This is a genomic window from Gilliamella mensalis (assembly GCF_900103085.1).
GTDB lineage: Bacteria > Pseudomonadota > Gammaproteobacteria > Enterobacterales > Orbaceae > Gilliamella > Gilliamella mensalis.
In genome coordinates, this window is sequence record NZ_FMWR01000008.1 from 144,028 (window position 1) to 170,390 (window position 26,363).

General features: G+C 35.6%; 17 protein-coding genes and 1 tRNA gene. 15 read left to right on the top strand and 3 right to left on the bottom strand.

What is annotated here, in order from left to right; all coding sequences use genetic code 11:
- The 14 genes from prc to recB all read left to right on the top strand — a co-directional run bounded on the left by prc (position 1) and on the right by recB (position 17,311).
- The gene (gene prc, locus BQ5209_RS04615) at positions 1–2,091 is read left to right on the top strand and encodes a carboxy terminal-processing peptidase (RefSeq protein WP_085247378.1); all 2,091 of its coding nucleotides are present in this window, start codon (positions 1–3) and stop codon (positions 2,089–2,091) included.
- Between the two features lie 14 nt (positions 2,092–2,105).
- A complete protein-coding gene (cydH, locus tag BQ5209_RS11005) occupies positions 2,106–2,195 on the top strand; it encodes a cytochrome bd-I oxidase subunit CydH (protein WP_143421848.1) in 90 nt (29 codons plus the stop codon).
- A 70-nt stretch (positions 2,196–2,265) separates the two neighbouring features.
- Positions 2,266–2,353 (top strand) — tRNA-Ser (locus tag BQ5209_RS04620).
- 147 nt (positions 2,354–2,500) lie between these two features.
- On the top strand, positions 2,501–3,394 hold the full coding sequence (gene prmB, locus BQ5209_RS04625) for a 50S ribosomal protein L3 N(5)-glutamine methyltransferase (protein ID WP_085247379.1): 894 nt from the start codon (positions 2,501–2,503) through the stop codon (positions 3,392–3,394).
- 30 nt (positions 3,395–3,424) lie between these two features.
- Positions 3,425–4,498: a chorismate synthase gene (gene aroC / locus BQ5209_RS04630; protein ID WP_085247380.1), complete on the top strand. Its 1,074-nt coding sequence runs from the start codon at positions 3,425–3,427 to the stop codon at positions 4,496–4,498.
- The gene (locus BQ5209_RS04635) at positions 4,495–5,247 is read left to right on the top strand and encodes a TSUP family transporter (protein WP_085247381.1); all 753 of its coding nucleotides are present in this window, start codon (positions 4,495–4,497) and stop codon (positions 5,245–5,247) included. The genes aroC and BQ5209_RS04635 overlap by 4 nt, the downstream gene beginning before the upstream one ends.
- A 193-nt stretch (positions 5,248–5,440) precedes the next feature.
- Positions 5,441–6,364, top strand: a complete 924-nt coding sequence (locus tag BQ5209_RS04640) for a LysR family transcriptional regulator (protein ID WP_085247382.1) — start codon at positions 5,441–5,443, stop codon at positions 6,362–6,364.
- Between the two features lie 151 nt (positions 6,365–6,515).
- Positions 6,516–6,785 carry a 30S ribosomal protein S15 gene (gene rpsO / locus BQ5209_RS04645; protein ID WP_085247383.1) on the top strand — a complete coding sequence of 90 codons (270 nt, stop codon included), beginning with the start codon at positions 6,516–6,518 and terminating at the stop codon, positions 6,783–6,785.
- A gap of 308 nt (positions 6,786–7,093) precedes the next feature.
- Complete coding sequence (gene pnp / locus BQ5209_RS04650; RefSeq protein WP_085247384.1) at positions 7,094–9,208, top strand: polyribonucleotide nucleotidyltransferase; 2,115 nt, start codon at positions 7,094–7,096, stop codon at positions 9,206–9,208.
- A 25-nt stretch (positions 9,209–9,233) separates the two neighbouring features.
- Positions 9,234–10,094 carry a lipoprotein NlpI gene (nlpI, locus tag BQ5209_RS04655; RefSeq protein WP_167370311.1) on the top strand — a complete coding sequence of 287 codons (861 nt, stop codon included), beginning with the start codon at positions 9,234–9,236 and terminating at the stop codon, positions 10,092–10,094.
- A gap of 355 nt (positions 10,095–10,449) precedes the next feature.
- Entirely contained in the window at positions 10,450–12,216 is a 1,767-nt protein-coding gene (locus tag BQ5209_RS04660; protein ID WP_085247386.1) for a DEAD/DEAH family ATP-dependent RNA helicase, read from the top strand.
- An 877-nt stretch (positions 12,217–13,093) separates the two neighbouring features.
- Positions 13,094–13,390 (top strand): YfcZ/YiiS family protein, encoded by a 297-nt coding sequence (locus BQ5209_RS04665; RefSeq protein WP_085247387.1) that lies wholly within the window; start codon positions 13,094–13,096, stop codon positions 13,388–13,390.
- A 10-nt stretch (positions 13,391–13,400) separates the two neighbouring features.
- Positions 13,401–13,859 (top strand): phosphohistidine phosphatase SixA, encoded by a 459-nt coding sequence (sixA, locus tag BQ5209_RS04670; RefSeq protein ID WP_085247388.1) that lies wholly within the window; start codon positions 13,401–13,403, stop codon positions 13,857–13,859.
- Positions 13,838–17,311 (top strand): exodeoxyribonuclease V subunit beta, encoded by a 3,474-nt coding sequence (gene recB / locus BQ5209_RS04675; protein ID WP_085247389.1) that lies wholly within the window; start codon positions 13,838–13,840, stop codon positions 17,309–17,311. Before sixA ends, recB begins: the two co-directional genes overlap by 22 nt.
- A 53-nt stretch (positions 17,312–17,364) precedes the next feature.
- On the opposite strand, the gene BQ5209_RS04680 is transcribed toward recB, so the two are convergent.
- Positions 17,365–20,451 (bottom strand): beta-galactosidase, encoded by a 3,087-nt coding sequence (locus BQ5209_RS04680; RefSeq protein WP_085247390.1) that lies wholly within the window; start codon positions 20,449–20,451, stop codon positions 17,365–17,367.
- Positions 20,452–20,889: 438 nt separating this feature from the next.
- On the opposite strand from BQ5209_RS04680, the gene BQ5209_RS04685 reads away from it, so the two are divergent.
- The gene (locus BQ5209_RS04685) at positions 20,890–22,605 is read left to right on the top strand and encodes a carbohydrate porin (RefSeq protein WP_085247391.1); all 1,716 of its coding nucleotides are present in this window, start codon (positions 20,890–20,892) and stop codon (positions 22,603–22,605) included.
- A gap of 142 nt (positions 22,606–22,747) precedes the next feature.
- On the opposite strand, the gene BQ5209_RS04690 is transcribed toward BQ5209_RS04685, so the two are convergent.
- Positions 22,748–23,752: a substrate-binding domain-containing protein gene (locus BQ5209_RS04690; protein WP_085247392.1), complete on the bottom strand. Its 1,005-nt coding sequence runs from the start codon at positions 23,750–23,752 to the stop codon at positions 22,748–22,750.
- A 346-nt stretch (positions 23,753–24,098) separates the two neighbouring features.
- Positions 24,099–26,216 (bottom strand): alpha-galactosidase, encoded by a 2,118-nt coding sequence (locus BQ5209_RS04695; RefSeq protein ID WP_085247393.1) that lies wholly within the window; start codon positions 26,214–26,216, stop codon positions 24,099–24,101.
- Positions 26,217–26,363 lie beyond the last annotated feature (147 nt).

Here is a 26,363-nt window from a genome sequence, read left to right on the forward strand (position 1 = left end):
ATGAATAAATTACTGAAAGGTATTATTACACTAAGCCTTGTTTTGGGGATTGTTAGCCAAAACGTTCAGGCAAAACCGCAAGCAAAAGAACAAATACCGGTTTTAATGCAAGACGAGGTCCATCAAGTTGTTGCTAGACGTGTAACCAATTTTTTTACTCAATCACATTATCGTAATTTTGCTTTGAATGGTGCATTTTCTGCTCAGATTTTTGATCGCTATTTCAAATTATTAGATGGTAATAAATCTATATTTATTCAAAGTGATGTTGATAGCTTTAGAAATAGACAAGAGAATTTAGGTCAGGAATTACTTGATGGTGATTTAAAAACGGCTTATGACATTTATAATCTTTTTTTACAAAAACGTTATAACCGTTATCAATATGCACTTGAAGTTTTATTACGCCCAATGGATTTTTCTGCTAATGATGAAATCGATTTCAATCGTGAAGAGATTGCATGGCCAGTTTCTGAGGCCGAACTTAATAGTTATTGGGATAAACGCGTTAAATATGATGAGCTAAGTTTATCCTTATCGGGGAAAAATGAAAAAGAGATCCGGGAAGTATTAACTAAACGTTACAATCGCGTTTTAAAAACAGTAATGCAATCAAATAATGAAGATGCTTTCCAAGTATTTATGAATGCATTTGCAAGAGAGATTGATCCCCACACTAGCTATTTAGCGCCACGTAAAAAACGAGATTTTGATTCTGAAATGAGTTTATCCTTTGAAGGTATTGGCGCAACATTAAGTCAGCAAGATGATTATACAGTGATTATGTCTTTTGTAACCGGTGGTCCTGCTGAAAAAAGCAAGCAACTTTCTGTAGGGGATAAAATTATTGGCGTAGGTCAAAGCAATTCTGCAATTGAAGATGTTATTGGTTGGCGTTTAGATGATATTGTCGATAAAATTCGTGGACCAAAAGGAACTGTGGTGAAATTAGAAATTTTACCTACAGGTAATAATAGTAAGGCCAAAGTCATTGAACTTACTCGAGATAAAATTCATTTTGAAGATCGCGAGGCAAAATTAAAGATTATTGATAATCCGCGCGGTAAAGTAGGTATTATTGAAATACCAAGTTTCTATTTGGGACTTACCGAAAAAGTTCAATCACTTTTAGCGAAAGCAAATAGAGATAATTTGCAAGGGTTGGTGATTGATTTACGTGATAATGGAGGGGGTTCATTAGCCGAAGCTATTACTTTAACAGGTTTGTTTATCGATAGCGGGCCTATAGTGCAGGTTCGTGATAATTTACAAAAAGTCATTACTTACGATGACAAGAAGAAAGGTATTGAGTACGCTGGGCCACTTGTTGTGATGGTTAACCGCTATAGCGCATCAGCATCAGAAATATTTTCTGCCGCTATGCAAGATTATGGACGAGCATTAATCGTTGGTGAAACAACTTATGGTAAAGGAACTGTACAAACATCTCGTAATATTTCTTATCCGATTGACGCAAGATTGCATCCAAAATGGCCTGAGCTTGGTGGTGCTCAATACACTATTCAGAAGTTCTATCGTATCAATGGGGGAAGTACTCAATTAAAAGGTGTTGAACCAGACATTGACATGAATAAAGTGAAATATGTCGATGAGACGGGAGAGCGCTTCTTAGACAATGCATTACCTTGGGATAAAATTCCCTCAGCTGATTATTTGACTCTTGCTAATATTAAGCCATTGTTACCTGATTTAGAATCGCAACATTTGGCTCGCATTTCAAATAATCCTGAATTTATTTATATTGATGAAGATATCAAAACGCTTAATGGTAAGAAAGATCGACAATATATTGTTTCGCTTAATAAGGAAACACGAGAAGCGGAACAAAAAACTAATGAGGAACGTGGTTTAAAAAGAATGAACGAACGTTTGCATAAAGCCGGTTTACCAACAATTATTAAGCTAGAAGATTTACCAAAAGATTATAAACAGCCTGATGCTTACTTAGATGAATCGATCGAGATACTTCTTGATTTCGCCTCTAAATATCCAAAAATTGAAAGTAATGGCTCTATTAACAAGATTATTTCGTTTGATTCACCAATCGAAAAGATTAATAATAAAAAATAATTGGAGATAATAAAATGTGTTCAGATATAAAATATGCTTTGCTCACAACAGTTGGTATACTCGCTGTTTTAGCCACATTTGGTATCATTGTTTGTATGAATTAAAAAAGCTTGATTAATTATCGCTTGGTTATTATAGTATGCAGCCTGCTGAAAAAAGCAGGCACTAATAATTGGTGAGGTGTCCGAGTGGTTGAAGGAGCACGCCTGGAAAGTGTGTATACGGCAACGTATCAAGGGTTCGAATCCCTTCCTCACCGCCATAAATAGTTAGTCATTTAAGGGTAGAACATCAGGCTTAACATTATTGTAAGAAGTAATAGTCAAGGTTACTTTTGCAAAACCCTATTGAGGGTTGTCACCTAAAATGACAAGTAACACCTTCCTCTCCTGGATCATTTGGAGTCATTATGGAAAACTTACGCACAGTTCAGGACTTTATACGCTGGACAGCATCGCAACTTAATCTATCAGATGTCTTTTTAGGGCATGGTACGGATAATGCTATTGATGAATCTAAACAACTCATTTTAGCAACATTAGGACTATCGTTGTTTATTCCTACGGAATTTTATTCGGCAAATCTGACTAATGATGAGAAAAAACAACTTTTTGATATTATACAAAAACGAATTGAAGATCGCGTACCAACTCCTTATTTAACTAATCAAGCTTGGTTTTGTGGACATACTTTTTATGTCGATGAACGTGTATTAATACCTCGTTCTCCTATTGGTGAACTCATCAATAATCATTTTGCATCGCTAATATCAACTACGCCAAAAAATATTTTAGATTTGTGTACTGGCAGTGGTTGTATTGGTATTGCTTGTGCTTATGAATTTGCTGATGCTCAAGTTGATATAACCGATATTTCATTAGAGGCATTAGATATTGCACAAACGAATATTGAAATGCATGAAATGGATTTTCGAGTTAAGCCTATTTTATCAGATCTATTTAATGATGTGCCTGCAAAACAATATGATCTAATTGTCACAAATCCGCCTTATGTTGATAGTGAAGATATGAGTGATTTGCCCGATGAGTTTTTATATGAACCTAAATTAGCATTACAGGCGGGTTTTGATGGTTTAGATTTGGTAAAAAGAATTTTACGAGATGCGATAGATTATTTAACTCCAGAGGGTGTATTAGTCTGTGAAGTTGGCAATAGTTGGATTAGCTTACAACAACAATACCCAGATGTTCCTTTTAATTGGATAGAATTTGAACGTGGTGGTCTGGGCGTATTTTCGATCACCTATAAAGAGCTAGTTCAATATCATGAATGTTTTAAATAAACTGTTTTCAACAATTGGAATAAATTTATTATGGCTGGAAACTCAATCGGAAAATTATTTAAAGTGACCACATTTGGTGAGTCACACGGCATAGCATTAGGATGTGTTGTCGATGGTGTTCCTCCTGGACTTGCATTAACTGAATCCGATATGCAACATGATCTTGACCGCCGTCGACCGGGTTCATCTCGTTATACTACTCAGCGCCGAGAAGCCGACCAAGTTAAAATTTTATCTGGCGTATTTGAGGGTGTGACAACAGGTACAAGTATTGGATTACTAATTGAAAACACTGACCAACGTTCTCAAGATTATAGTAAAATTAAAGATATCTTTAGGCCGAGTCATGCCGATTATACTTATCAAAATAAATATGGCATACGCGATTATCGTGGAGGTGGTCGTTCTTCTGCTCGTGAAACTGCCATGCGCGTTGCTGCTGGCGCGATTGCCAAAAAATATTTGCAAGAAAAGCTTGGCATAACCATTCGTGGTTATTTGGCTCAGATGGGCGATGTAAAATGTGAATTAAAGGACTGGCAACAAGTTGAACAAAATCCATTTTTTTGTGCTGATGAAAGTAAATTAGAGGCGCTTGATCAGTTACTCAGAGCGCTGAAAAAAGAGGGGGACTCAATTGGGGCTAAAGTCTGTATTGTTGCCGAAAATGTTCCTGTAGGGTTTGGTGAACCTGTATTTGACAAGTTAGATGCTGAACTTGCACATGCGTTAATGAGTATTAATGCGGTGAAAGGTGTTGAAATTGGCGATGGTTATGCGGTTATCAATAAACGAGGCAGTGAAAATCGAGATGAGATAACCAAGCAAGGTTTTTTGTCTAACCATGCTGGTGGCATTTTAGGGGGGATTAGCTCAGGACAAACGATATTAGCCAGTATTGCCTTAAAGCCAACACCCAGTATTGAAATTGCAGGGCAATCAATCAATATTCATGGTGAAACCGTTGAAGTATCAACTCATGGTCGACATGATCCGTGTGTAGGAATTCGTGCAGTACCTATAGCCGAGGCGATGGTCGCTATTGTGCTCATGGATCATTATCTTCGTTATCGTGCTCAATGTAATGATGTCAATTCGCTATGAGTTATGAGTTACTTATTTTACTGTTTATTATTGCTACTTTAGCCGGTTTTATTGATTCAATTGCTGGTGGCGGAGGTCTATTGACTGTGCCGGCTTTACTTGCAGTTGGACTGCCACCAGCCAGTGCTTTGGCAACCAATAAATTACAAAGCTGTGGTGGTTCATTTTCAGCTAGTTTATATTTTATCCGTCAGCATATGGTGGATTTAAAACAGCAAAAATGGGCAATCGCGTTTGCATTTATTGGTTCGGCAGTTGGCACGTTACTGGTTATGCATATCCAAGCTGATTTTTTAAAGCTATTACTACCTATTTTAACCATTGGCGTCGGACTTTATTTTTTACTTTCTCCAACCATTGGTGAAAACGACTGTAAAAGTCGCTTTTCAGTTATCCAATTTGCACTAATACCAGCTTTGGCAATTGGTTTTTATGATGGATTTTTTGGGCCTGGCGCGGGTTCATTTTATGCGTTAGCCTATATCACACTGGCAGGTTTTAATTTAACTAAAGCCACAGCACATACCAAAGTGTTAAACTTCACTTCAAATTTAGCCGGTTTACTGTTTTTTATTATTGGTGGCGAAGTGATATGGTCAATTGGACTTGTCATGTTAGTTGGTCAATTTATAGGTGCAAGACTTGGCGCTAAGATGGTCATTGCTAAAGGTCGCAAATTAATCAGACCAATGCTAATTACTGTTTCAACGCTTATGAGTATAAAATTAATTTACGAAAACTTCTTTTAATTACTCATCATCCTAATCATTAATATTTGTTTTTCATCACTATTTTATAGCGCAACAAAATCGTTGTTAAAAACTTTCAGGAAAGCATATGTTTGAGTATAAAAACAATAACAATTATTTACTTCACTTAAATATGATTTAGTATATATTTGTGTTAAGCAAGATAGTTTGTGTTAAGACATTAACTGATATTATGAAACTTCAACAACTACGTTATATTTTAGAAATTGCACGTTCAGGCTCAATTAATGAGGCAGCTAAAAATTTGTATATTACACAACCGAGTTTATCAACGGCGGTAAAGGATTTAGAAGCTGAATTTGGAATTGAAATTTTTGTGCGTACTTCTAAAGGTGTTTCACTTTCTACCGATGGCGTTGAGTTTTTAGGTTATGCTAAACAAGTTTTAGACCAAGCTGAACTATTGGAACAACACTATTCTAAAAAAGCACCATCTAAACAGTTATGTAGCATATCAACTCAACATTATGCTTTTGCGGTTAATGCCTTTGTTAATCTAATTAAAAAAAATCATACTGACGAATACGAGTTTACACTCAGAGAAACAAGAACATACGATATTATTACCGATGTCGCAAATTTACGCAGTGAAGTTGGTATTTTATATTTGACTGATTTTAACCAAAAGGTAATTTTGCGACTACTGAAAGAACATCGATTGACCTTTAATCCACTTTTTGAAGCGCATCCTCATGTATTTATTAGTACTCATCATCCATTAGCGGAAATGAAGTCATTAACGTTAGATGATTTAGAGGATTATCCTTATCTCTCTTTTGAGCAGGGTGAATATAACTCATTTTATTTTTCCGAAGAGATTTTAAGTACGGTTTACCATAAAAAAAGTATTCATGTTAGTGATAGGGCAACGTTATTTAATCTATTGCATGGACTTAATGGTTATACTATTAGTACAGGGGTTTTAAGTACTGATTTAAATGGCTCTGATATTTTATCAATACCGTTAGATGTAGAAGAAAAAATTTTAATTGGTTGGATCACATCGCAAAAAGCTCAATTAAGTCTATCAGCACAAAATTATATTGAGGCGCTTAAAAAGCTCATTGAAGAAGAGTACGGTTTTGAACTCAAGTAAATCCTACTATTAACTAAATAAATCGAATTGCTATTTTAATAAATTTCAGTATAATTACGCAGTTCATATAGAACTATATGAAAAATAGCGAGGAGTGTCTGAATTAGAGATCGGTCACTCCACATTTTATTTTGATTTTAAGAGGTTTGTTATGTCTCTAACTGTAGAAACTAAAGCGAAAATTGTTGCTGAATATGGTCGTGATGCTAAAGATACTGGTTCAACTGAAGTTCAAGTTGCTCTTTTAACTGCGCGTATTAATGATTTACAAGGTCATTTTTCTGAGCATAAAAAAGATCACCATAGCCGTCGTGGTCTATTACGTATGGTATCTAGCCGTCGTAAATTATTAGATTATTTACGTCGTAAGGATATTGAACGTTATAACCAATTAATTAAAAAACTAGGTTTACGTCGCTAATTAATAATCTACTTGAAAAGAGGCTTAGGCCTCTTTTTCGTTGTGAAAAATTGATGCTCTGATATAATACTGAGCTAAAAAAATTAATATTTTATGTTAATTCAATAAAATAAAGATTATATCTCATGTTTCGCGCGACTAATGAGAGCTCTATAATTTATAGATTTGTCATTAGTCGTGACAGTGAAATAATCTTTTTGTTGAATATATCCCCACATTGTTGAAGAGAGTATCAATAAGCGCAGTGTAATAGTGCGTCCTGTCGAAATATCAAACTTCAACATAATAAATAACAAGAGGACATTATTTTGTTTAATCCGACATATCAAAAATTTCAATATGGTCGTCATACTGTGACTTTAGAAACCGGTATTATGGCACGTCAGGCAACAGCAGCTGTTATGGTTAATATGGATGACACCGCTGTATTTGTTACAGTTGTTGCCGATAAAAAAGTGAAAGAAGGTCAAGATTTCTTCCCACTAACAGTTAATTACCAAGAACGAACCTATGCTGCTGGTCGTATTCCTGGTGGTTTTTTTAAACGAGAAGGTCGCCCAAGTGAAGGTGAAACCTTAATTGCACGTTTGATTGACCGCCCACTTCGCCCATTATTTCCAGAAGGATTTGTTAATGAAATCCAAATTATTGCAACAGTTGTTTCCGTTAATCCTGATGTGAGCCCAGACTTAGTTGCTATGATCGGCGCTTCTGCTGCGCTTTGCTTATCTGGTGTACCATTCCATGGTCCTATCGGTGCTGCACGTGTCGGCTTTATCAATGATGAATTTGTATTAAATCCATCAGTAAAAGAGCTTGCAACGAGTCGTTTAGATTTAGTTGTTGCAGGAACTAAAAGTGCAGTATTAATGGTTGAATCTGAAGCTGATCTACTGACTGAAGATCAAATGTTAGCTGCAGTAGTGTTTGGTCATGAACAACAACAAGTTGTTATTGATAATATCAATGAATTTGTAGGAAAAGCCAATTGTGAAAAATGGGATTGGGTAGCGCCAGCTAAAAATGAAGCGCTATATAATACTATTGTTGAACTCGCTAAAGAGCGCCTAGGAGAGGCTTATCGTATCACTGAAAAACAAGCGCGCTATGCTCAAATTGATTTAATCAAAGAAGAAGTATTAGCAGCACTAAAAGAACAGAATGAAGAATTAGATGAAAACGAAGTTATCAATATCATCGTCGATTTAGAAAGCCAAATTGTTCGTAAGCGTGTCATTGCTGGTGAGCCACGTATTGATGGTCGCGAAAAAGATATGATTCGTGCGCTTGATATCCGTACAGGTGTTTTACCAAGAACACATGGTAGTGCTTTGTTTACTCGTGGAGAAACCCAAGCATTAGTTACTGCAACTTTAGGGACAGAGCGTGATGCTCAGATTATTGATGAATTAACGGGTGAATATACTGAACGTTTCTTACTTCATTACAATTTTCCACCCTATTCTGTTGGTGAAACTGGCATGGTTGGATCACCAAAACGCCGTGAAATTGGTCATGGTCGTTTAGCTAAACGTGGTGTTGCAGCCGTAATGCCAAGTCGTGAAGAATTTCCATACACTGTCCGCGTTGTGTCAGAAATTACCGAATCAAATGGTTCATCTTCAATGGCTTCTGTTTGTGGTGCTTCACTTGCTCTAATGGATGCTGGTGTGCCAATTAAGTCATCGGTTGCTGGTATTGCGATGGGGCTGGTAAAAGAAGGCGAGCAGTTTGTGGTATTGTCAGATATTCTTGGTGATGAAGACCACCTTGGTGATATGGACTTTAAAGTAGCAGGTACACGTGAAGGTGTTAGTGCATTACAAATGGATATCAAAATTGAAGGTATCACTAAAGAAATTATGCAAGTGGCACTTAATCAAGCGAAAGGCGCACGTTTACACATTTTAGGTGTAATGGAACAAGCAATTAATAAACCTCGTCAAGAAATATCAGAATTTGCACCACGTATTTATACAATGAACGTAAATCCAGATAAAATCCGCGATATTATCGGTAAAGGTGGCGCAACTATTCGAGCCTTAACTGAAGAAACAGGAACAACTATTGAAATTACTGACGATGGTACAGTTAAAATTGCCGCTTCAGATGGTAATAAAGCGAAAGATGCCATGGCGCGTATTACTAATTTAGTTGCTGATGTCGAAATTGGTAAAATTTATGCAGGAAAAGTAACTCGAATTGTTGATTTTGGTGCTTTTGTATCTGTTATTGGTGGAAAAGAAGGACTTGTCCATGTTTCTCAAATTGCTGATCATCGAGTCGAAAAAGTGGCTGATTATCTAAAAGTAGGACAAGAAGTAAATGTTAAAGTACTTGAAATTGATCGCCAAGGCAGAATCCGTTTGAGTATGAAAGATGCTGTTGAGCCGGTAGCAGAAGTTGCTCCAACAGCCGAATAAAAGTATTATTCACTAGGGGATAAAAGTGGGATTATTCAACCTGAGAACTGTATACTGCTTTTTGCTAGCCGTTATTCTTTTGTCGGGTTGTTCTAACTCCCAGCTTTTGCTGGCTGTGCCTGAGCAAGTTTCATATGATGATGAATTAAAAATTGCTCAAATCAGCCAACAGTTATCACGAAAAGATCTTGATACTGTAACGCAAATGCAACTCATCTTTGAGCGCGGTATTACTTACGATTCACTAGGTTTTAAAGCCTTTGCACAAAGCGATTTTTCGTATTTATTAAATTTCAATCCTGAAGTTCCCGATATCTATAATTTTTTGGGGACTTATGCGCTTAGAGAAGGTAACTTTGATGAAGCTTTAACGTCATTTAATACAGCCTTAGAGCTAGATCCTACTTATGCTTATGCCTACTTAAATCGGGCAATTGCGTTATATCGCACGGGGCATTATCAAGCTGCTGAGCAAGATGCATTGCAGTTTTATCAATATGATGTGAATGATCCTCTTAGAATTTTATGGCTTTATCTGATTGAGCAGGAAAACGACAATAAAGTTGCCAAAAACGAGCTACAAAAACGTTATGATCTGATTAATGACAAAACGATATATAGTGGCAATATTATTGCATTTTATTTAGGTCAAATAAGCGAGTCTAAATTAATGCAGAACCTTCAACAAGGTGTAGAAGATAATCGGCAGTTAGCTGAACGCCTTTGTGAAGCCTACTTTTACTTAGGTAAATACTATCAAAGTAAAGGTGACAACGAGCGTGCCAAAATGTTATTTAAATATGCTTTAGCCAATAATATTTATAACTTTGTTGAACATCAACAGGCACTCTACGAAATAAAGTTACTTGAAGAAAAAGAAAAGTAACAAGGGTCATGCCAGTTTTAAAAGTGAAAATATTGTTATAGCGTAGTTCTGATTTGCTAAATAATATGTACTCAACATAAGATAATGCAGTGAGTTTTATCTCCGATTATATAAACATCATTAACCTTTAAATTTATGCTGTTTTTATACTAGTTAGTTGTTGAGTCAATATTGGCAGTTAGTTATTGGGGTGAGTTGTAAATTTTCAATTTAGTGAGCTGGCATAAATTTATATCTGCTTTATTTGTTTCAGCAAAAATAAGATAAATTTTAATTAATATTAGTTAATCATTATCAATCTTTTTGCTAACTAAACAAGCAAGCTTATATATTCAAAATTTTTAAGCGAGTTTACATGACAAAAGACATTTCTTTTATTGACCTTGGTTTATCCGAGGATATTCTTAATGCATTAAATGATCTTGGTTTTAACAAACCATCACCAATCCAATCTGAATGTATACCTCTATTATTAGCAGGTAACGATGTATTGGGTATGGCACAAACAGGTAGTGGCAAAACAGCGGCATTTTCAATTCCTTTTCTAATGAACATTGATGCAAGCTTAAAAGCACCACAACTTTTAGTTCTAGCTCCAACACGTGAGCTGGCTATGCAAGTTGCTGATGCTTGCTCTGAATATTCAAAATATATGAAAGGAGTAAAAGTACTAGCTTTATATGGCGGGCAGCGTTATGACGTGCAATTACGAGCGTTAAAACAAGGGCCACAAATTGTGGTTGGTACACCAGGGCGTTTGCTTGATCACTTAAATCGTAAAACATTGGATCTTTCCAATTTGAAAGGTTTAGTGCTTGATGAAGCTGACGAAATGTTAAGAATGGGCTTTATTGATGATGTTGAAAGCATCATGGCAACGATTCCCGAAAATCATCAAACAGCATTATTTTCAGCAACGATGCCTGCACCAATTCGTCGTATTACTAAACGATTTATGCATAATCCTAAAGAAGTTCAAATTAAAGGAACCAAACAAACGGCACCTGATATTGATCAAAGCTATTGGCTTGTTCGAGGTATGCGTAAAAATGAAGCGATTGTTCGCTTTTTAGAAGCAGAAGATTTTGACGCAGCAATTATTTTTGTTCGAACAAAATCAGCAACTTTGGATGTGGCAGAAGTGCTTGAAAAACATGGTTATAGTTGTGCCGCTTTAAATGGCGATATGACACAACAATTGCGTGAACAAACATTAGATCGTTTACGTAATGGTCGATTAGATATTTTAATTGCAACTGATGTTGCAGCTCGTGGTTTGGATGTAGAGCGTATTAGTTTGGTTATCAATTATGATATTACCTTAGATTCTGAATCTTATGTGCATCGTATCGGACGAACAGGTCGAGCAGGTCGAGCAGGTCGCGCTATTTTATTTGTTGATAGCCGTGAACGTCGCTTGCTCAAAAATATCGAACAAACGATCAAAAAACCGATTCCTGAAGTTGGCTTACCATCTAAAGAGCTGCTCGAAAAACGTCGTTTAGCTAAATTTACGGAGCAAGTCCAAAAACAGTTAGAGAGTAGTGATTTAGATCAATACCAAAATTTATTAGCGCAAATACAAGCCGAAAGTGGTGCTGATCTTGAAACAATTGCAACTGCATTGCTCAAATTAGCACAAGGTGAACGTCCATTGATTCTTCCACCTGATCCGGTATTTAAACCATCACGCGATAGTCGTGATCGTGATAATCGTGGTGGTGAGCGCCGTTTACGAGGAGACAATCGTGAAGCACCAAAGCGTCGTGAACGCCGAGATGTGGGTGATATGGATATGTACCGTATCGAAATTGGTAAAGAAAACGGTGTTGAAGTGCGTCATATTGTTGGAGCAATTGCCAATGAGGCCGATATTAGTAGCCGTTATATTGGTAATATCAAGCTTTATGATACTTATTCAACCGTTGAGTTACCAAAAGGCATGCCGAAAGATATATTAAAACACTTTGAAAAGGTAAGAGTGCTTAATCAACCAATGAAGATGAGCCTAGTTAATGGCACAATGTCCGAACCTAAGCGAGGTCGTAAAGGTAATAAATCTGATACATCTGATAAAGGATTTGCTAAAAAACGAGGTCGTCCTTCAGCACCTAAATTTTAATGATATGACCTCTGCCGTCAGGCAGAGGTTTGTTCACTTCACCCGATTTATCCTACCTCTAACAAAGTAATTTGGCGTTATATACTGCTAACATTTATTCAGAAAACTAATTATATGGCTGGTCGGAATACTTCGGGTTGTTTACACTTCATGATGAAAATAATCATCTAAAAAGCTCATAAAACGTTTTACCTGTAATCGCTTAAACTTTTAGTTTTCTATCTTTTGAATGACTCATTATTTGCGGATTATGGCACATCGCCATTAAAGTACGTATTACGCTTTTGACTTACCCATTTATTTTAGGGCTGGTTGGTTTTGTGTATTTCTAATGGATACGATGGCGAGCGCACGTTTTAACCAATGAACGATGGCAAAGTCTCAATTTATCCCGAAACGGTATAGAATCCTGAATATTTTTTACAAAAAATATAACCTAAAAGGTGAATAGTTGGGTAAATATCCGATAGTGAGCACGCAACTCATCTAGAAAATGATGCTATCTGTTCTTGTGTTTTATATTCAATAGCAGTCATGTTATTGAATGTTTAATGAGATCTTTCAGTGCTATAAATAGTTGGACGATTAGCCATAAATATAAAGTAGTTAGCCAAATCAGAGACGTGATTTTTTATAGTATAAACACCGTATCGCTTGTTTGGGGGAGACGGCGTTATACAGTCGATTTTCAAATTACGGTAAACAACGCGAATAATTCCGATATATGACTTAAAAACTCAATCAAAATTTGTTAAAGCGGTTAGTTATCGAGTTATTATAAATAACAAAACTAAAACAAAACAGAGTTAGCACTTTGCCCTAAGTGATGATAGAGAGTATACTACTAGCAATATTAATGGCTAAACAGAGGTGTAGCATGACAGATTCTTTAAACAAATGTAAAGCAAACGAAACAGCAGCATGCTGTTGTGTGGATGTTGGTACAATCATTGACAACGAAGATTGTAGCGCTGAATATGAGCGTGTTTTTGCGACAGAATCTGAAGCTCAACAAAAGTTGGCATCATTAACACAAGCCGCCAAAGATGTTGAAACCGAGCCTTGCAAAATTGAAAGTAATATTGAAAAAATTAATGATGGTTTTAAATTATCAGTAAAATTCACTTTTTGCTGTGGTGCAGAATCCATGATTTTTCAATTAAAATTACGTTAATTAAATATTGATGAAAGTTTGTATTATGAGACATGGTGAAGCAGGATTTTCTGCTTCATCCGATTCAAGTCGAACATTAACAGATTATGGTATTATTCAGTCAAATCAAGCTGGAATATGGCTTAAACAGCAGGATTATCAATTTGATTTTGGCTTAGTGAGTCCTTATCTCCGAGCACAACAAACATTGACTGAATTATCATCGCATGTTCATGTTGAAAAAGTTGAAACTAATCAATTTTTAGTGCCCGGTGGTAGCCCATCTCATATTGTTGACGTATTAACATTATTGTTAGCTGATGGGGTTGATAATGTGATCGTGGTGTCGCATTTGCCATTGGTGGGATATTTAGTTAATGAACTGTGCCCGCAAGTTTCTCCGCCTATGTTTCCTACTGCTGCCATTGCTTGTATTAATTTATTGCCAGACTCTGCAGGAAAGCTTGAATGGTTTCATCAAGTGGAGTAAAAAAACTCAATCTTTTTGATTTACCTTTAACTGGTCGAACCTTAATTGAAGCATCGGCTGGAACAGGTAAAACTTATTCACTTGCCTTTATTTACTTAAGATTGTTGCTTGGTATCGGTCAAAATAGTTATCCAAGACCTTTAGAAGTTAACGAAATTCTGGTTGTTACTTTTACTAAAGCTGCAACTCAAGAACTACGTTCCCGAATAAGAAAAAATATTCAAGAATTGCGAATTGGACTGCTACAAGGGCAGCATCAAGATCCGATTTATCAACAACTGATAGAGTTAATTGATGATCGCCAATTAGCAATACAACGGCTAACAGATGCTCAACAATCAATGGATGATGCGGCAATTTATACTATTCATAGTTTTTGTCAGCGTATCTTAACTAGCCATGCGTTTGAGTCTGGTGTTTTATTTGAACAAAAGCTAATTTCTGATGAATCTCAACTGAAATTAAGGGTAACACAAGAGTTTTGGCGTCACTACTTTACGCCACTTGATAAACAGCTTGCTTATTTAGTACTTGCAACATGGCAAGATCCAACCGCTTTATTAAAAGATATCAATCCTTATTTAAGTTTGGAAATTAATAATACTAACAAGGTAAATCCAGATATTGGTACAACAATTAAGGCATTTTACCAACAAAATTTTGAAAGAATTGAAAGCGCCAAACAGTCTTGGTTAGCCTTGTCTGATGAATTAGTCAATATCATTACGCAATCAGGTGTTAGCAAACAATCTTATAGTAGCCGACATTTACCCAATTGGGTAATTAAAGTATCAGCATGGGCTAATAGCGCAACTCAAACGTTTAAATTACCAGAGGAACTTAAAAAATTTAAGCAATCGGTATTAATCGAAAAGACAAAAGAAGGAAAGAGCGCACCTTGTCATTTTGTCTTTGAACAAATTGATGATCTATATTCACAACCGCTTGACTTACGTAGCCAAATCTTAATGGATATTGTCAGTGTGATTCAACAAGGGCTCTATAGCGAAAAAAGCAAAAATGGCGAAATGAGCTTTGATGATCTTATAGGGCAACTTAATCGCGCATTACAAGCAAAAACAGGTGAAAGATTAGCGCAAAGTATTGCGTCAAAATACTGCGTTGCTTTGATTGATGAATTCCAAGATACCGATCCCACGCAGTATCAAATTTTTAACCGTATTTATGATAACCAACGGCTAGATCGAGGTTTACTATTTATTGGCGACCCAAAGCAAGCGATTTACAGCTTTCGAGGGGCTGATATATTCACTTATCTAAAGGCTAAACAATCGACTGGAGAAAATTATTTTACCATGGATGTCAACCATCGTTCATCAGCTTCGATGGTTAAAGCGGTTAATCAATTGTTTGCTAATTGCAATAATCCATTTATATTTGAAGATATTCCTTTTTTACCCATGGAGGCAGCAAAACGCAATCAGCAAAAGTTTTTGCAAGTTAACAACCAAGAGTTTGCAGCATTAACGGCTTATTTACTGCCTGATGAGATTGCCAACAATACAGATTATCAAGAACATATAGCAAGCTGTTGTGCTAATCAAATTGTGACTTTATTGTCTAATTCGACAATATTAATTGATAATGAACAACAGCAACGACCTGTAACTACAGCTGATATTGCGATCTTAGTGCGCACTGGGCGTGAAGCCGAAATTATTCAACAAAAATTAGCTAATTGTGGCGTTAAAAGTGTCTATTTATCAAACCATAGTAGCGTCTTTTCTTCAATAGAGGCAAAAGATGTTTTGAGCCTATTGCAAGCTGTCTTAATGCCTGAAAACGAAACAATGCTCAAGCTTGCATTAATGACCTCGCTATTAGGGCAAACCATGACTGAACTTGAACAAATCACTGATGATCAAGATAAATGGGAAAGTTTAGTGGAAGAGTTCAAACAATACCAAGCAATTTGGCAATACTATGGTGTGTTAGTTATGTTACGCCGAATGATGAAAAAACGTCATTTAGCTGAAAATATTTTAGCTCGCCAAGATGGTGAAAGAATATTAACTAACTTAATGCATTTAGGTGAATTACTCCAAGAAGCGTCAAATGAATTAGATAGTCCACATGCGTTAATTCGCTGGTTGACAAAACAAATCGTTAGTCCCGACCCTAATTTAGAAAATCATCAGCAACGCCTTGAAAGTGATGAAAATCTGGTGAAGATTATTACCATTCATAAATCAAAAGGGTTGGAATTTCCGATTGTTTGGTTACCATTTATTTCGATGTGTCGTGCATCGGACAGTCAATTTTATCATGATAAAGACAATGACTATCAGCTAACTTATGCATGGTTACTGACTGATGAGATCAAGCAACAGATAGAAAACGAACGTCTTGCCGAAGATTTACGATTATTGTATGTAGCCATGACCCGTTCGGTTTATCATTGTAGTATTGGGCTTGCCTCGTTGAAGAAAAACCAATCAGCGATTAATCATTTATTAAAAAGTGAATTACGATCAATTGCAAGTATAGCTAATCTGGTTGATGTACAACTACCAATTGATAGCAAGCAGTATATTCCCCAAATTTTGCCAAGCCAATCCTTATCGGCTAATGCGTTTTCACGTAACCTCTCGAGTGATTGGCGGGTCACAAGCTATACTGAGTTACAAAAACACAATCATACAGTATCGACTTACAATCCCGATATTATTAATGATTGGGATGAACTCCAACTTGAATCTGCTAGTGCTCCGTCAACTGATATACAATATGATATCCACCACTTTCCGAAAGGGGCATATGTGGGTACATTAATGCACAGCATTATGGAAGAGATCACACCAGATAATCTTGATGAATTATGTAATCAAATGGTAAAAAAACTCAATTTAGAGCCAGCATGGAGTGGTGTAGTAACAAATTGGATGCAACAAGTATTGACAACACAACTGCATGAGCCAAATTTAATATTATCGCAAGTATTAATGGGGCAGCATATTAATGAATTACAATTTTATCTTCCTATACGTAAAACAGTAACTAGCCAGCAATTAGATAGCTTATGTAAAAAATATGATAGCTTATCAAGAATATGTCCTGAGTTAGATTTTGATTCGGTACAAGGCATGCTAAGGGGATTTATTGATTTAGTCTTTAAATTTGAAGGTAAATATTATGTGGTCGATTATAAATCTAATTGGTTAGGGGAATGCGCTGATTCTTATAACCAAGAAGCATTAGAAAAAGTGATGTGTGAACATCGCTACGACCTACAATACCAACTTTATTGTTTAGCCTTGCATCGCTTTTTAAAAAGTCGCTTAGCAAATTACCAATATCAAACCCATTTTGGGGGCGTTTACTATCTGTTTTTGCGTGGTATGCCAGAGCATGGCATCTTTTACCATCTACCTGAGCAAGCGTTTATCGAAGAGCTTGATAAGTTATTTGAGGGTGAAGTGTTAACTAATTAAAAATAAGGCACTAATTATTTGTGCCTTATTTTTTTAGAATTAAGTATTTTTAATTAACACTTAAAAATCAGTTGATAGTTATAATGCTTATCTGTCAGCAAAAATTCACGATGTACATTTGGTGTCCAAGAATCATCACCACCAATCCCCATATGATAAGCATCAATGCTGACATACGCACATGACTTGGGTTCTAATAAATGACGGTGTGTTTTTGCCATTAGTTGCTCAGTGCCATATTGATTAATGTTGAATTTAAATTGCTGCCCAGTTATTGTCATCTCATTAAGTTGCAATTTTTTTACATCACAGCGTAGACCATTTTCACACGGGTAAATATAAGGTGTATAAAGTTCGGCAAAAGGTAATGACCAATCACCAAAAATAGCCGAGGCTTTTCGATCAGGATAATTTTCATGAGGGCCTAAACCAAGCCATTTTACTTTTTTAGGGATCTGTTTTATTTTATAACTTAGACCAATTCGCGCGGGTGCTGGCATATCATTGGCAATATCAACTTGCACAGATAAAGTCAACTTGCCTTCTTGATCAAACAGGTGTTGCCATCTACTTTGAATGACTTTTTTATTGTTAACGAAATATCCATGTAGTGCTTCAATCACAATTTTATCGGGTGATTGTGAGATATTTATGCCCAAACATTGATGAGTAAGGTTGTAATAACCAGCTGCCTTCCACTGTTCAATCCAAGCAAATGGATTATTATTACTATCAAAATCACCACTAATACCAATATCATTATCAACAGGTGCACGAATAAACTGATCAGCAAAAGCCGAGGATAATAATGGTTTGTTTCCTTTTGTCCATTGGCAAAGCTGCCCTGTTATTTTATTAAATTGCCAACATTGGTTTTTATAATGAACAAGGTAATCATCTTGGGTTTCAGTCAATGTGAGCTTACTTTTTGTTTGGCAAAAAGCTAAGGGTGCAATATATGAATTAACTAGTCGCCACTGTTCCCATGCAACTATATGGCCAGCTGGTGACCATGGTGTCGCTTTATTTTGAATAACTCTTACTGATAAATGTAAGTCCTCACAGTGTAAATTGCTTGGTATATCGTTAAGTAGGGTAACTTGTAATGCACTATCGGGCTGAATATCAAGTTTAATTTTTCCGCTTTGATGTTTTTTCCCATTAATTAACAGTTCCCAATATAAACTTTCATTATTAGTATGGCGAAATAGATATTCGTTTGTAATATCAATAATCAACGGTTTTTGACTAATTAGCTTAAATTGGAATGGTTGCTGTACTTTTTTTGCTTCAATTAAACTAGGGTGAGAAGTCCTATCAGGAAACACTAATCCATCCAAGCAAAATTGCCTATCATGATAAGCTTCACCAAAATCACCACCATAAGCCCAATAACTTTCACCTGATTTTTTTTGACAACGTATACCATGATCAGCCCATTCCCAAATAAATCCACCTTGCAATCTAGGGTATTGTCTAAATGCTTGCCAGTATTTGTAAAAAGCACCTAGGCTGTTACCCATTGCATGGGCATATTCACATAAAATAAGTGGACGATTTTCATCAGGCATTGAGATCCATTTTTTTATTGCCCATTTTGGCACATTAGGGTGGGGCTGATCTTGTTCAACACGCGCATACATTGGGCAAATTATATCAGTGGCGGTAGTATTGGCACCACCACCTTCATATTGTACTGGGCGGGTTGGATCATTACTTTTGATCCAAGCATATAGGGCGTCGTGGTTTGATCCATGTCCTGATTCATTTCCGAGAGACCAGATGATAATGGATGGATGATTACGATCGCGCTGAACCATCCGTGTTACTCGCTCACTATAAGCAGCAAACCAGCTAGGATCATCAGATAGGCGAGACATAGGAAACATACCATGCGATTCAATATTTGCTTCATCAACTAAATACAAACCATATTGATCACAAAGATCATACCAACGTGGATCATTAGGATAATGGCTACAACGCACCGCATTAAAATTATGTTGTTTGATAAGCTTAATATCGTGTAGCATTGCTTCTTCGGTCAATGCATATCCTAAATCAGGGTAAAACTCATGACGATTTGTCCCTTTAATCAGTAGTGGATTACCGTTGAGACATAGTTGTCCATGTTTAATTTCAACGGTTCTAAATCCGATGTTATAAGCTTCTGATTCAATTAATCCTGTTTTTGTGTGATATAAACTCACAACAACACGATAAAGGTTTGGGGTTTCAGCGCTCCATAATTGTGGTTTGGTAATCGGTATCTGACAATGTAAGCGGTCAGTATATCCTCCTTTTTCATCAACAAAAGGTAGGTCTATCGATTGCATATGATTAACAATTAATTTATCTTGCCGCCATAATTCAATACCGACATTTAACAAGTCCATATTTCCAGCATGTTGGACATCAACCTGTAGTGATAAAGTGGCATTTTGATAACAAGCGTCAAGTAAGGTGTCAATGTGAATATCACGTAAATGTGATTTAGGTTTATTTAGTAAACAGACGCCGCGAAAAATACCACTTAATCGCCACATGTCTTGATCTTCAAGATAACTTCCCTCACACCATTTTAAAACTAATACTGCTATGCGATTTTGACCGACTTTTAAAAAAGGTGTTAAATCAAATTCTGCTGCAATTCGGCTATCTTGTGAATAGCCAACCCATTTGCCATTACACCAAAGATGAAATGCAGAACTGACTCCATCAAATATAATTCTTGTATTACCTTTAGCAAGCCATTCTTTGGTGATATTGATATATCGAGAATAACAGCCCGTTGGGTTTTCTTCTGGTATAAATGGCGGATTATAAGGAAATGGATAGCGGATATTAGTATAAACTGGAGCATCATACCCTTGCAGTTGCCAATTAGAAGGGACAGCAATGGTTGTGTTATCAACCTCTTTGTGTAACCAAGATTCAGGTACGTGTTTGGGGTTACAGTAATAGCTAAAAAACCAATCGCCATTTAGTGATAATATCGAATTGGAATTACTGTTATTTTTAGCTTGTTGCTTATCTCGCCAGCTATGAAATTTTGGATGAGTATCAAGTCGATTAATACTTAAAACAGATAAGTTATTCCAATCGTGCCGATTTATTATTTCATTGAAGGAAGGATACATATAGTTCACCCACTAATTCAGTTTGTTTGTGTAATGCTGATAACTCAATTACTAGCATTATCATTGTGCTTTTATGAATTATAAATTACAGGTGATTAAAAACAGTGATGAAGTTAACATTTATGTAATCGTATACATTTTTATATGATATGTGTTTTATTGTTTTGCAATCTTTTTAAGAATGACCGATTACACTTGTTTGTGTTGTTATATAAAGTGATAATTTTTAATGTGATATCAATCACAATATTAGTATTTAGTTTTTGAATAGTCGTTTTTATTGGTTATATTGAAACCACCTATTAAAAGGTATTGGATTGTTACCGACTTCTAGCGGGCAAAACCTAAAGAATAGTTATAACTATTCTTTAGGTTTTTTTTTGTCTCAAATTTAAAAGATGTTTATATATATTTTTAAAATAATGAGTAGGGGAAAAAATGAAATTATCAAAAAAAATAGTATGTAAAGTGAAGCTAAAACGAATTGTTTTAATAACGATGCTGGGCTTGTGTTATGTACCAAATGCTATGGCTGCAACTCAAGATGAGTTAGAAGCAAGAATTGCGTTATTAGAGCAAAAATTATTAGCACTTAGTCAAGAGTCTAATGATTTGAAAAAGCAAGTAATAGAGTCTAATAAACAGCTTGCTCAATTAAATAATCATCTTCAAAAACAACAAATGGTTATCAATAATCAGAAAAAATCGCTTAAAAATAGTCAAAAAGCAATAATTATAAAACAACAGGCGCCTGTTAGTCCTGTACAAGTAAGTAATAATCAAATTGTACTTGTTAACACACCAAAAGCTGAAACCATACAAAGTGAAAATTATCCAGAAAAAACCTCATTTACTTTAGCTGAATTTAAAGATTATATTAAAGATGAAATAGGATTTTCTTATAATGGCTACTTTCGTGGTGGTTGGTCAACCTCAAGTAATGGTAAACCTAAAAATTATGCAGAAGGTGCATTAGGTCGATTTGGTAATGAATATGGTGGTTGGTATGATCTTATCTTTAAGCAAAAAGTCTATGATCAAGATGGCAGACGCGTTGATGCAATTGTTATGATTGATGGAAACGTTGCAACAAATAAAGCTGCGGGTTTATTTAATACTCAAGATGATAATCTGATGCAATTTTCAGATATCTATTTAGAAACAAAAGGATTTGTGCCACGTTTTCCTGATGCAAAATTATGGGTTGGTAAACACTCTTTACCTTATAATGAAATACAAATGCTTGATTGGAAAACGCAAAAAACGCCAGCAGGCGGGGGGATAGGTATTGAAAATCTTAAATTTGGAATGGGTACACTTGATTTAGCTTTAGTTAGAGCAGATGTAAATGTAAAAAATAAAAAAGAAGTCGTTAAAGATGATGGTAATGGGAATAAAATTACCCAGTATAAAAAAGAAGAAGTTGATTTAAACGAACTAGAAATCCGCTATCGTGATATTCCATTATGGAAAGGTGCAACGCTTGGTGTGAATGCGCGTTATTCAGCACCCAATAAATCTAAAATCCAAGATAATGTATCTGTTAAAAATGCTTGGCTTGGTAGCTTTGTTTTGCGTCAAAATGAATTTTTTGGTGGATTTAATCAGTTTACATTACAGACAGCAACCAATTCCGTTGCTTCACAGTTAGCTAACATTAATACTAATAATCCAGAGTTTGCTAGCAATTCGGATAACGACTATATTGGTACGCATACTGGTGGTAAAGCTTATCGCTTAGTATCAGAAGGTGAAGCCTATTTAAGCGATGATATTATTGTTGCTCATGCTTTGGCGTTAACTTCAGGTAATGATGTTTACTCTTATGATCTTAATCTTCCTCATACTGATTTTACCAGCTTTAAATCAGCAATAAGACCCGCTTATATATGGGACACTTACAACCAAAGTGGTATTGAACTAGGTTACTTTAGGCAAAAGAATAAAGTCAAAAGTAAAACTTATGTTGAAGAAGGATATAAAACTACACTTTATCATTCATTCAAAGTTGGAAAAAGTATTTTATCTTCACGACCTGATATCCGTTTTTATGTTTCTTATATAGAAGCGTTGCAAAATGATATTAGTCAATTTGATTTTAATGGTAAAGATCATCAAATTAGTTTTGGTGTACAAACAGAAGTATGGTTTTAATGACAATTTCACATAATAGGAGATAATATTAAACTCATCATCTGAACTATTATTAAGTCAAAGTTACTTATATAGTTCAGATGAAAAGTGAATAGCTTGTTGATGTTTATATACTGGATGTGTAAATTTCATTAAATATTAACTATTTTATACAATTTACTGAATAACGTTTGGTAAGTGTTGGTATAAAAATATTAATTAAATTTGATGGTGGAGCTTCACCTTTAGCCAGCTTTAATGCTAATTCAGCGGCTTGTTCTGCCATTGTTTGTAATGGGTAACGAATAGTGGTTAATTTAGGGTGTAAATAACGCGATAAAACAAGATCATCAAATCCAATAATCGAAATATTATTTGGAATCTTAATATCATTCTCATAAAGTACCGACATTGCACCAGCTGCCATTGAGTCGTTGTAACAAGCGATTGCGGTGATATGACAGTTTCTTTCAAGCAACGACATCATTGCTTGTTCTCCACCTATTTCATTGGGTAAGCCAATAGCAATCAAGTTCTCATTAACATCGATTCCATGTTCTAATAAAGCATCTTTATAACCTTGTAAACGATCAGATGAGTCAGAAATGTTATGATTTGAACATAAATAACCAATTTTGGTATGCCCATGTTGAATTAAATGCTTGACGGCAAGATAAGAACCGTAACGGTCATCAAGCGCAATACAGCGTTTTTCAAATCCCTTTAAGATACGGTTAATCAGAACCATCCCAGGCACTTGTTGCATCAATTTCTTAAGTGCATTATCGGGGATCATTTTGGCGTGCACAACTAACGACGAACAGCGATGCTCAATTAATTGGGTAATGGCATTATATTCTTGTTGCTCATTATGATAACCATTGCCAATCAACAAAAAATGCCCAGTTCGTGAAGCAACTTTTTCAACGGTGCTAACCATTGCTCCAAAAAACGGATCTGAAACATCGGCTACAATAATACCAATGGTATTCGAATTTTGTTGTGACAAAGCTCGCGCATTAGCATCTGGATAGTAATTTAACTTTTCCATGGCATTTTTTACGATATTTCGCGTATTATCTCGTACGTTATTTGCGTTATTAATCACGCGGGATACGGTTGCAACAGAAACTTTTGCTAAACGTGCAACATCTTTTATTGTCGCCATAAAAAACCTTTTAATTAATTACTACTAATAAAATATTTATAATTTCTATGTTTAATGTTTGTCAATATAGAGTTTTGTTGATTATAAACAATATAAGACAAAATAGGCGCATAAAACGCAAGTTAATGATCTTTTGGCTGGTACTTTAAGCTTATTAGTTTTCAACACTTTTGATATATGACTAAATTAGCCATCATAAGGTAACAAAAAATGTTTGCCAATAATATCATTAATGTATTAACAACCTAAATTTTCTCAGTAGTAATTCAAAATTAAGGAGAATTAGCGATATGGTTAATTCCCCCTTATTTATTGTTAAACAATTAAATTAAGAGTGTTAATAATATTACCTATTGGTCACTTTTATTAACATTGCTGTTGCAGGATCAAGCACTGGCAAAGGTAAGCCTACATTCATTAACCAATCACCAGACAGTGTTGTTTCAGTCATCATCCATTGCGGTAAAGCCTTCATCACATGACCGTTTATTTTAGGATCGATATTATCAGGCATATCTAGCACCTCAATTTGGTATTGCTTATCGGCTAACAAACCTGACAATCGCAAATTGCCACTTAAAGCATAAGTTGGTAATGTTAGTTGAGCAATAATAAATGCAGCTTCTTTTTGGTCTTGACTGACAACACCATAACTTTGCATCGCTGGAGTATCATCAACATCTAAACGCACAAAGCTACCATTATGTAATAAAGGGCGCAATTGTTTGTGTAAACTAATATAATGCGCAAACCCTTTTTGTTCTTGCTCAGACTCTTTTACTGGATCGAGTTCAACACCCATATGACCAAATAAGGCTGTTAGACCACGCAAATTCATATGTAGTTCGCGGAATGTGGTATGACATAATGCACCACCAATATGTGCACCCATTACTTCAGGAGGGAAGAAATAGCTCATGCCTCGTTGAATAATTTGTCTATCTAATGCATCATTAGAGTCTGAAGTCCAAAAACGTTGTGTACGTTTTAAAATCTCATAATCAATGCGTCCACCTCCAGATGAGCAAGATTCAATTTCAATATTCGGGAATTTTTCTTGCAAAATATCAAGTAATCGGTAAAGCGCTTTAGTTTGACCTACAATTGCAGGCTTACTCTCATGACCTGGTTGCACAATTTCTCGATTCATATCCCATTTTATATAATCAACATCATAACTACCAAGTAACCATGTTAGTCTTTCAAGCAAATATTCAAAAACATCAGGGTTTTGTAAATCCAGCAAATACTGATGGCGACCTTCTGGTTGATGGTAACCTGGTAGCTCGAGCAACCAATCTGGATGAGCACGATAAAGATCTGAGTTTTTATTAATCATCTCTGGTTCAACCCAAATACCAAATTCCATACCAAGGTCTTTAACGTGTTTAATTACTGGTTCTAATCCGTTTGGATATTTTCTCTTATCAATATACCAATCTCCTAACCCTTGATAATCATCATCACGTTTCCCAAACCAGCCATCATCAATAATAAAACGTTCAACACCAATTTGGGCCGCTTTAGTGGCCATTTTCATAATGTAATCAGGGTTGTGATCAAAAAAGATGCCTTCCCATGTATTAAGATGGACTGGTCTAGATTTGTTATGACAAAACTTAATAATATTATTACGCAAGTATTGATGAAAATGCTGACTCATTTTATTTAAGCCTTCATCGCTATAGGTTGCATATAACCAAGGTGTGCTTAACGACTCACCTTTAGCCAGAGATATTTCACCAGCAAGATAAAGGGCTTCGGCTTGAATAAAACGCTTACCGTTACTTTTAACGGCAACTTGAATTCGGTGGTTGCCACTCCAACCCAAATGGACTCCCCAGACTTCTCCTGTTTGTTCTTTAAAACCTTCCGTACCAATCATCATACCAGGGAAATACTCATGTGATGTTCGACCTCGACGATTTTCTTGTAAATAACCGCAGTGTGATATTTTTGTTCTATGAGGGAAGAACTCTTTAATCCAACGACCACTAAATGCCATTAGTTCTTGTGCACGTTCAGGAATGGGTAACGTAACCGAAAGTCGGTTAACTTGATATGGTTCGTCTCCCAAATTGGTTAAAGTATTTTGGCATTGTAGCACGCCGCTGTTATCTAAAATGAAATGGTTGGTCAAACGGAGTTTAGCAATGCTATCTTCACTAATAATGGTAATGTCATTATCGGTTTGATTAACTTCTTTGGTAGTAAAAACGGGAGACCAATCTTTACCATTTCGGTGACCTTCAAGTCCTGGTGTACTAAAATTACCTAATCCTTCTTCTGGACAAAGGGTAAATGGTACATGGACATCTATACGAGAATTAGGTACAGCCGGGATTAGCAAGTCAACAACCTCAGATTGTAAGTTTTGTAATCGTTTACCAAAATAACATAATTCAGGATAAGGTGTTGTGTGAAATATGACATCGATATAGCTATTTTTAAGACGGTAATTCATAATGGCTCCAAATTTATAATTTAATTACTCCTATAAAATAAGGGCTATTTGTCTCAAACAGTATCTTAAATTTTATATTTTGTGATTAAGATCTCATAAAATGTAAACGATTTCATTTGTGGTAGTTACTATCTTAGTCTTAAACTT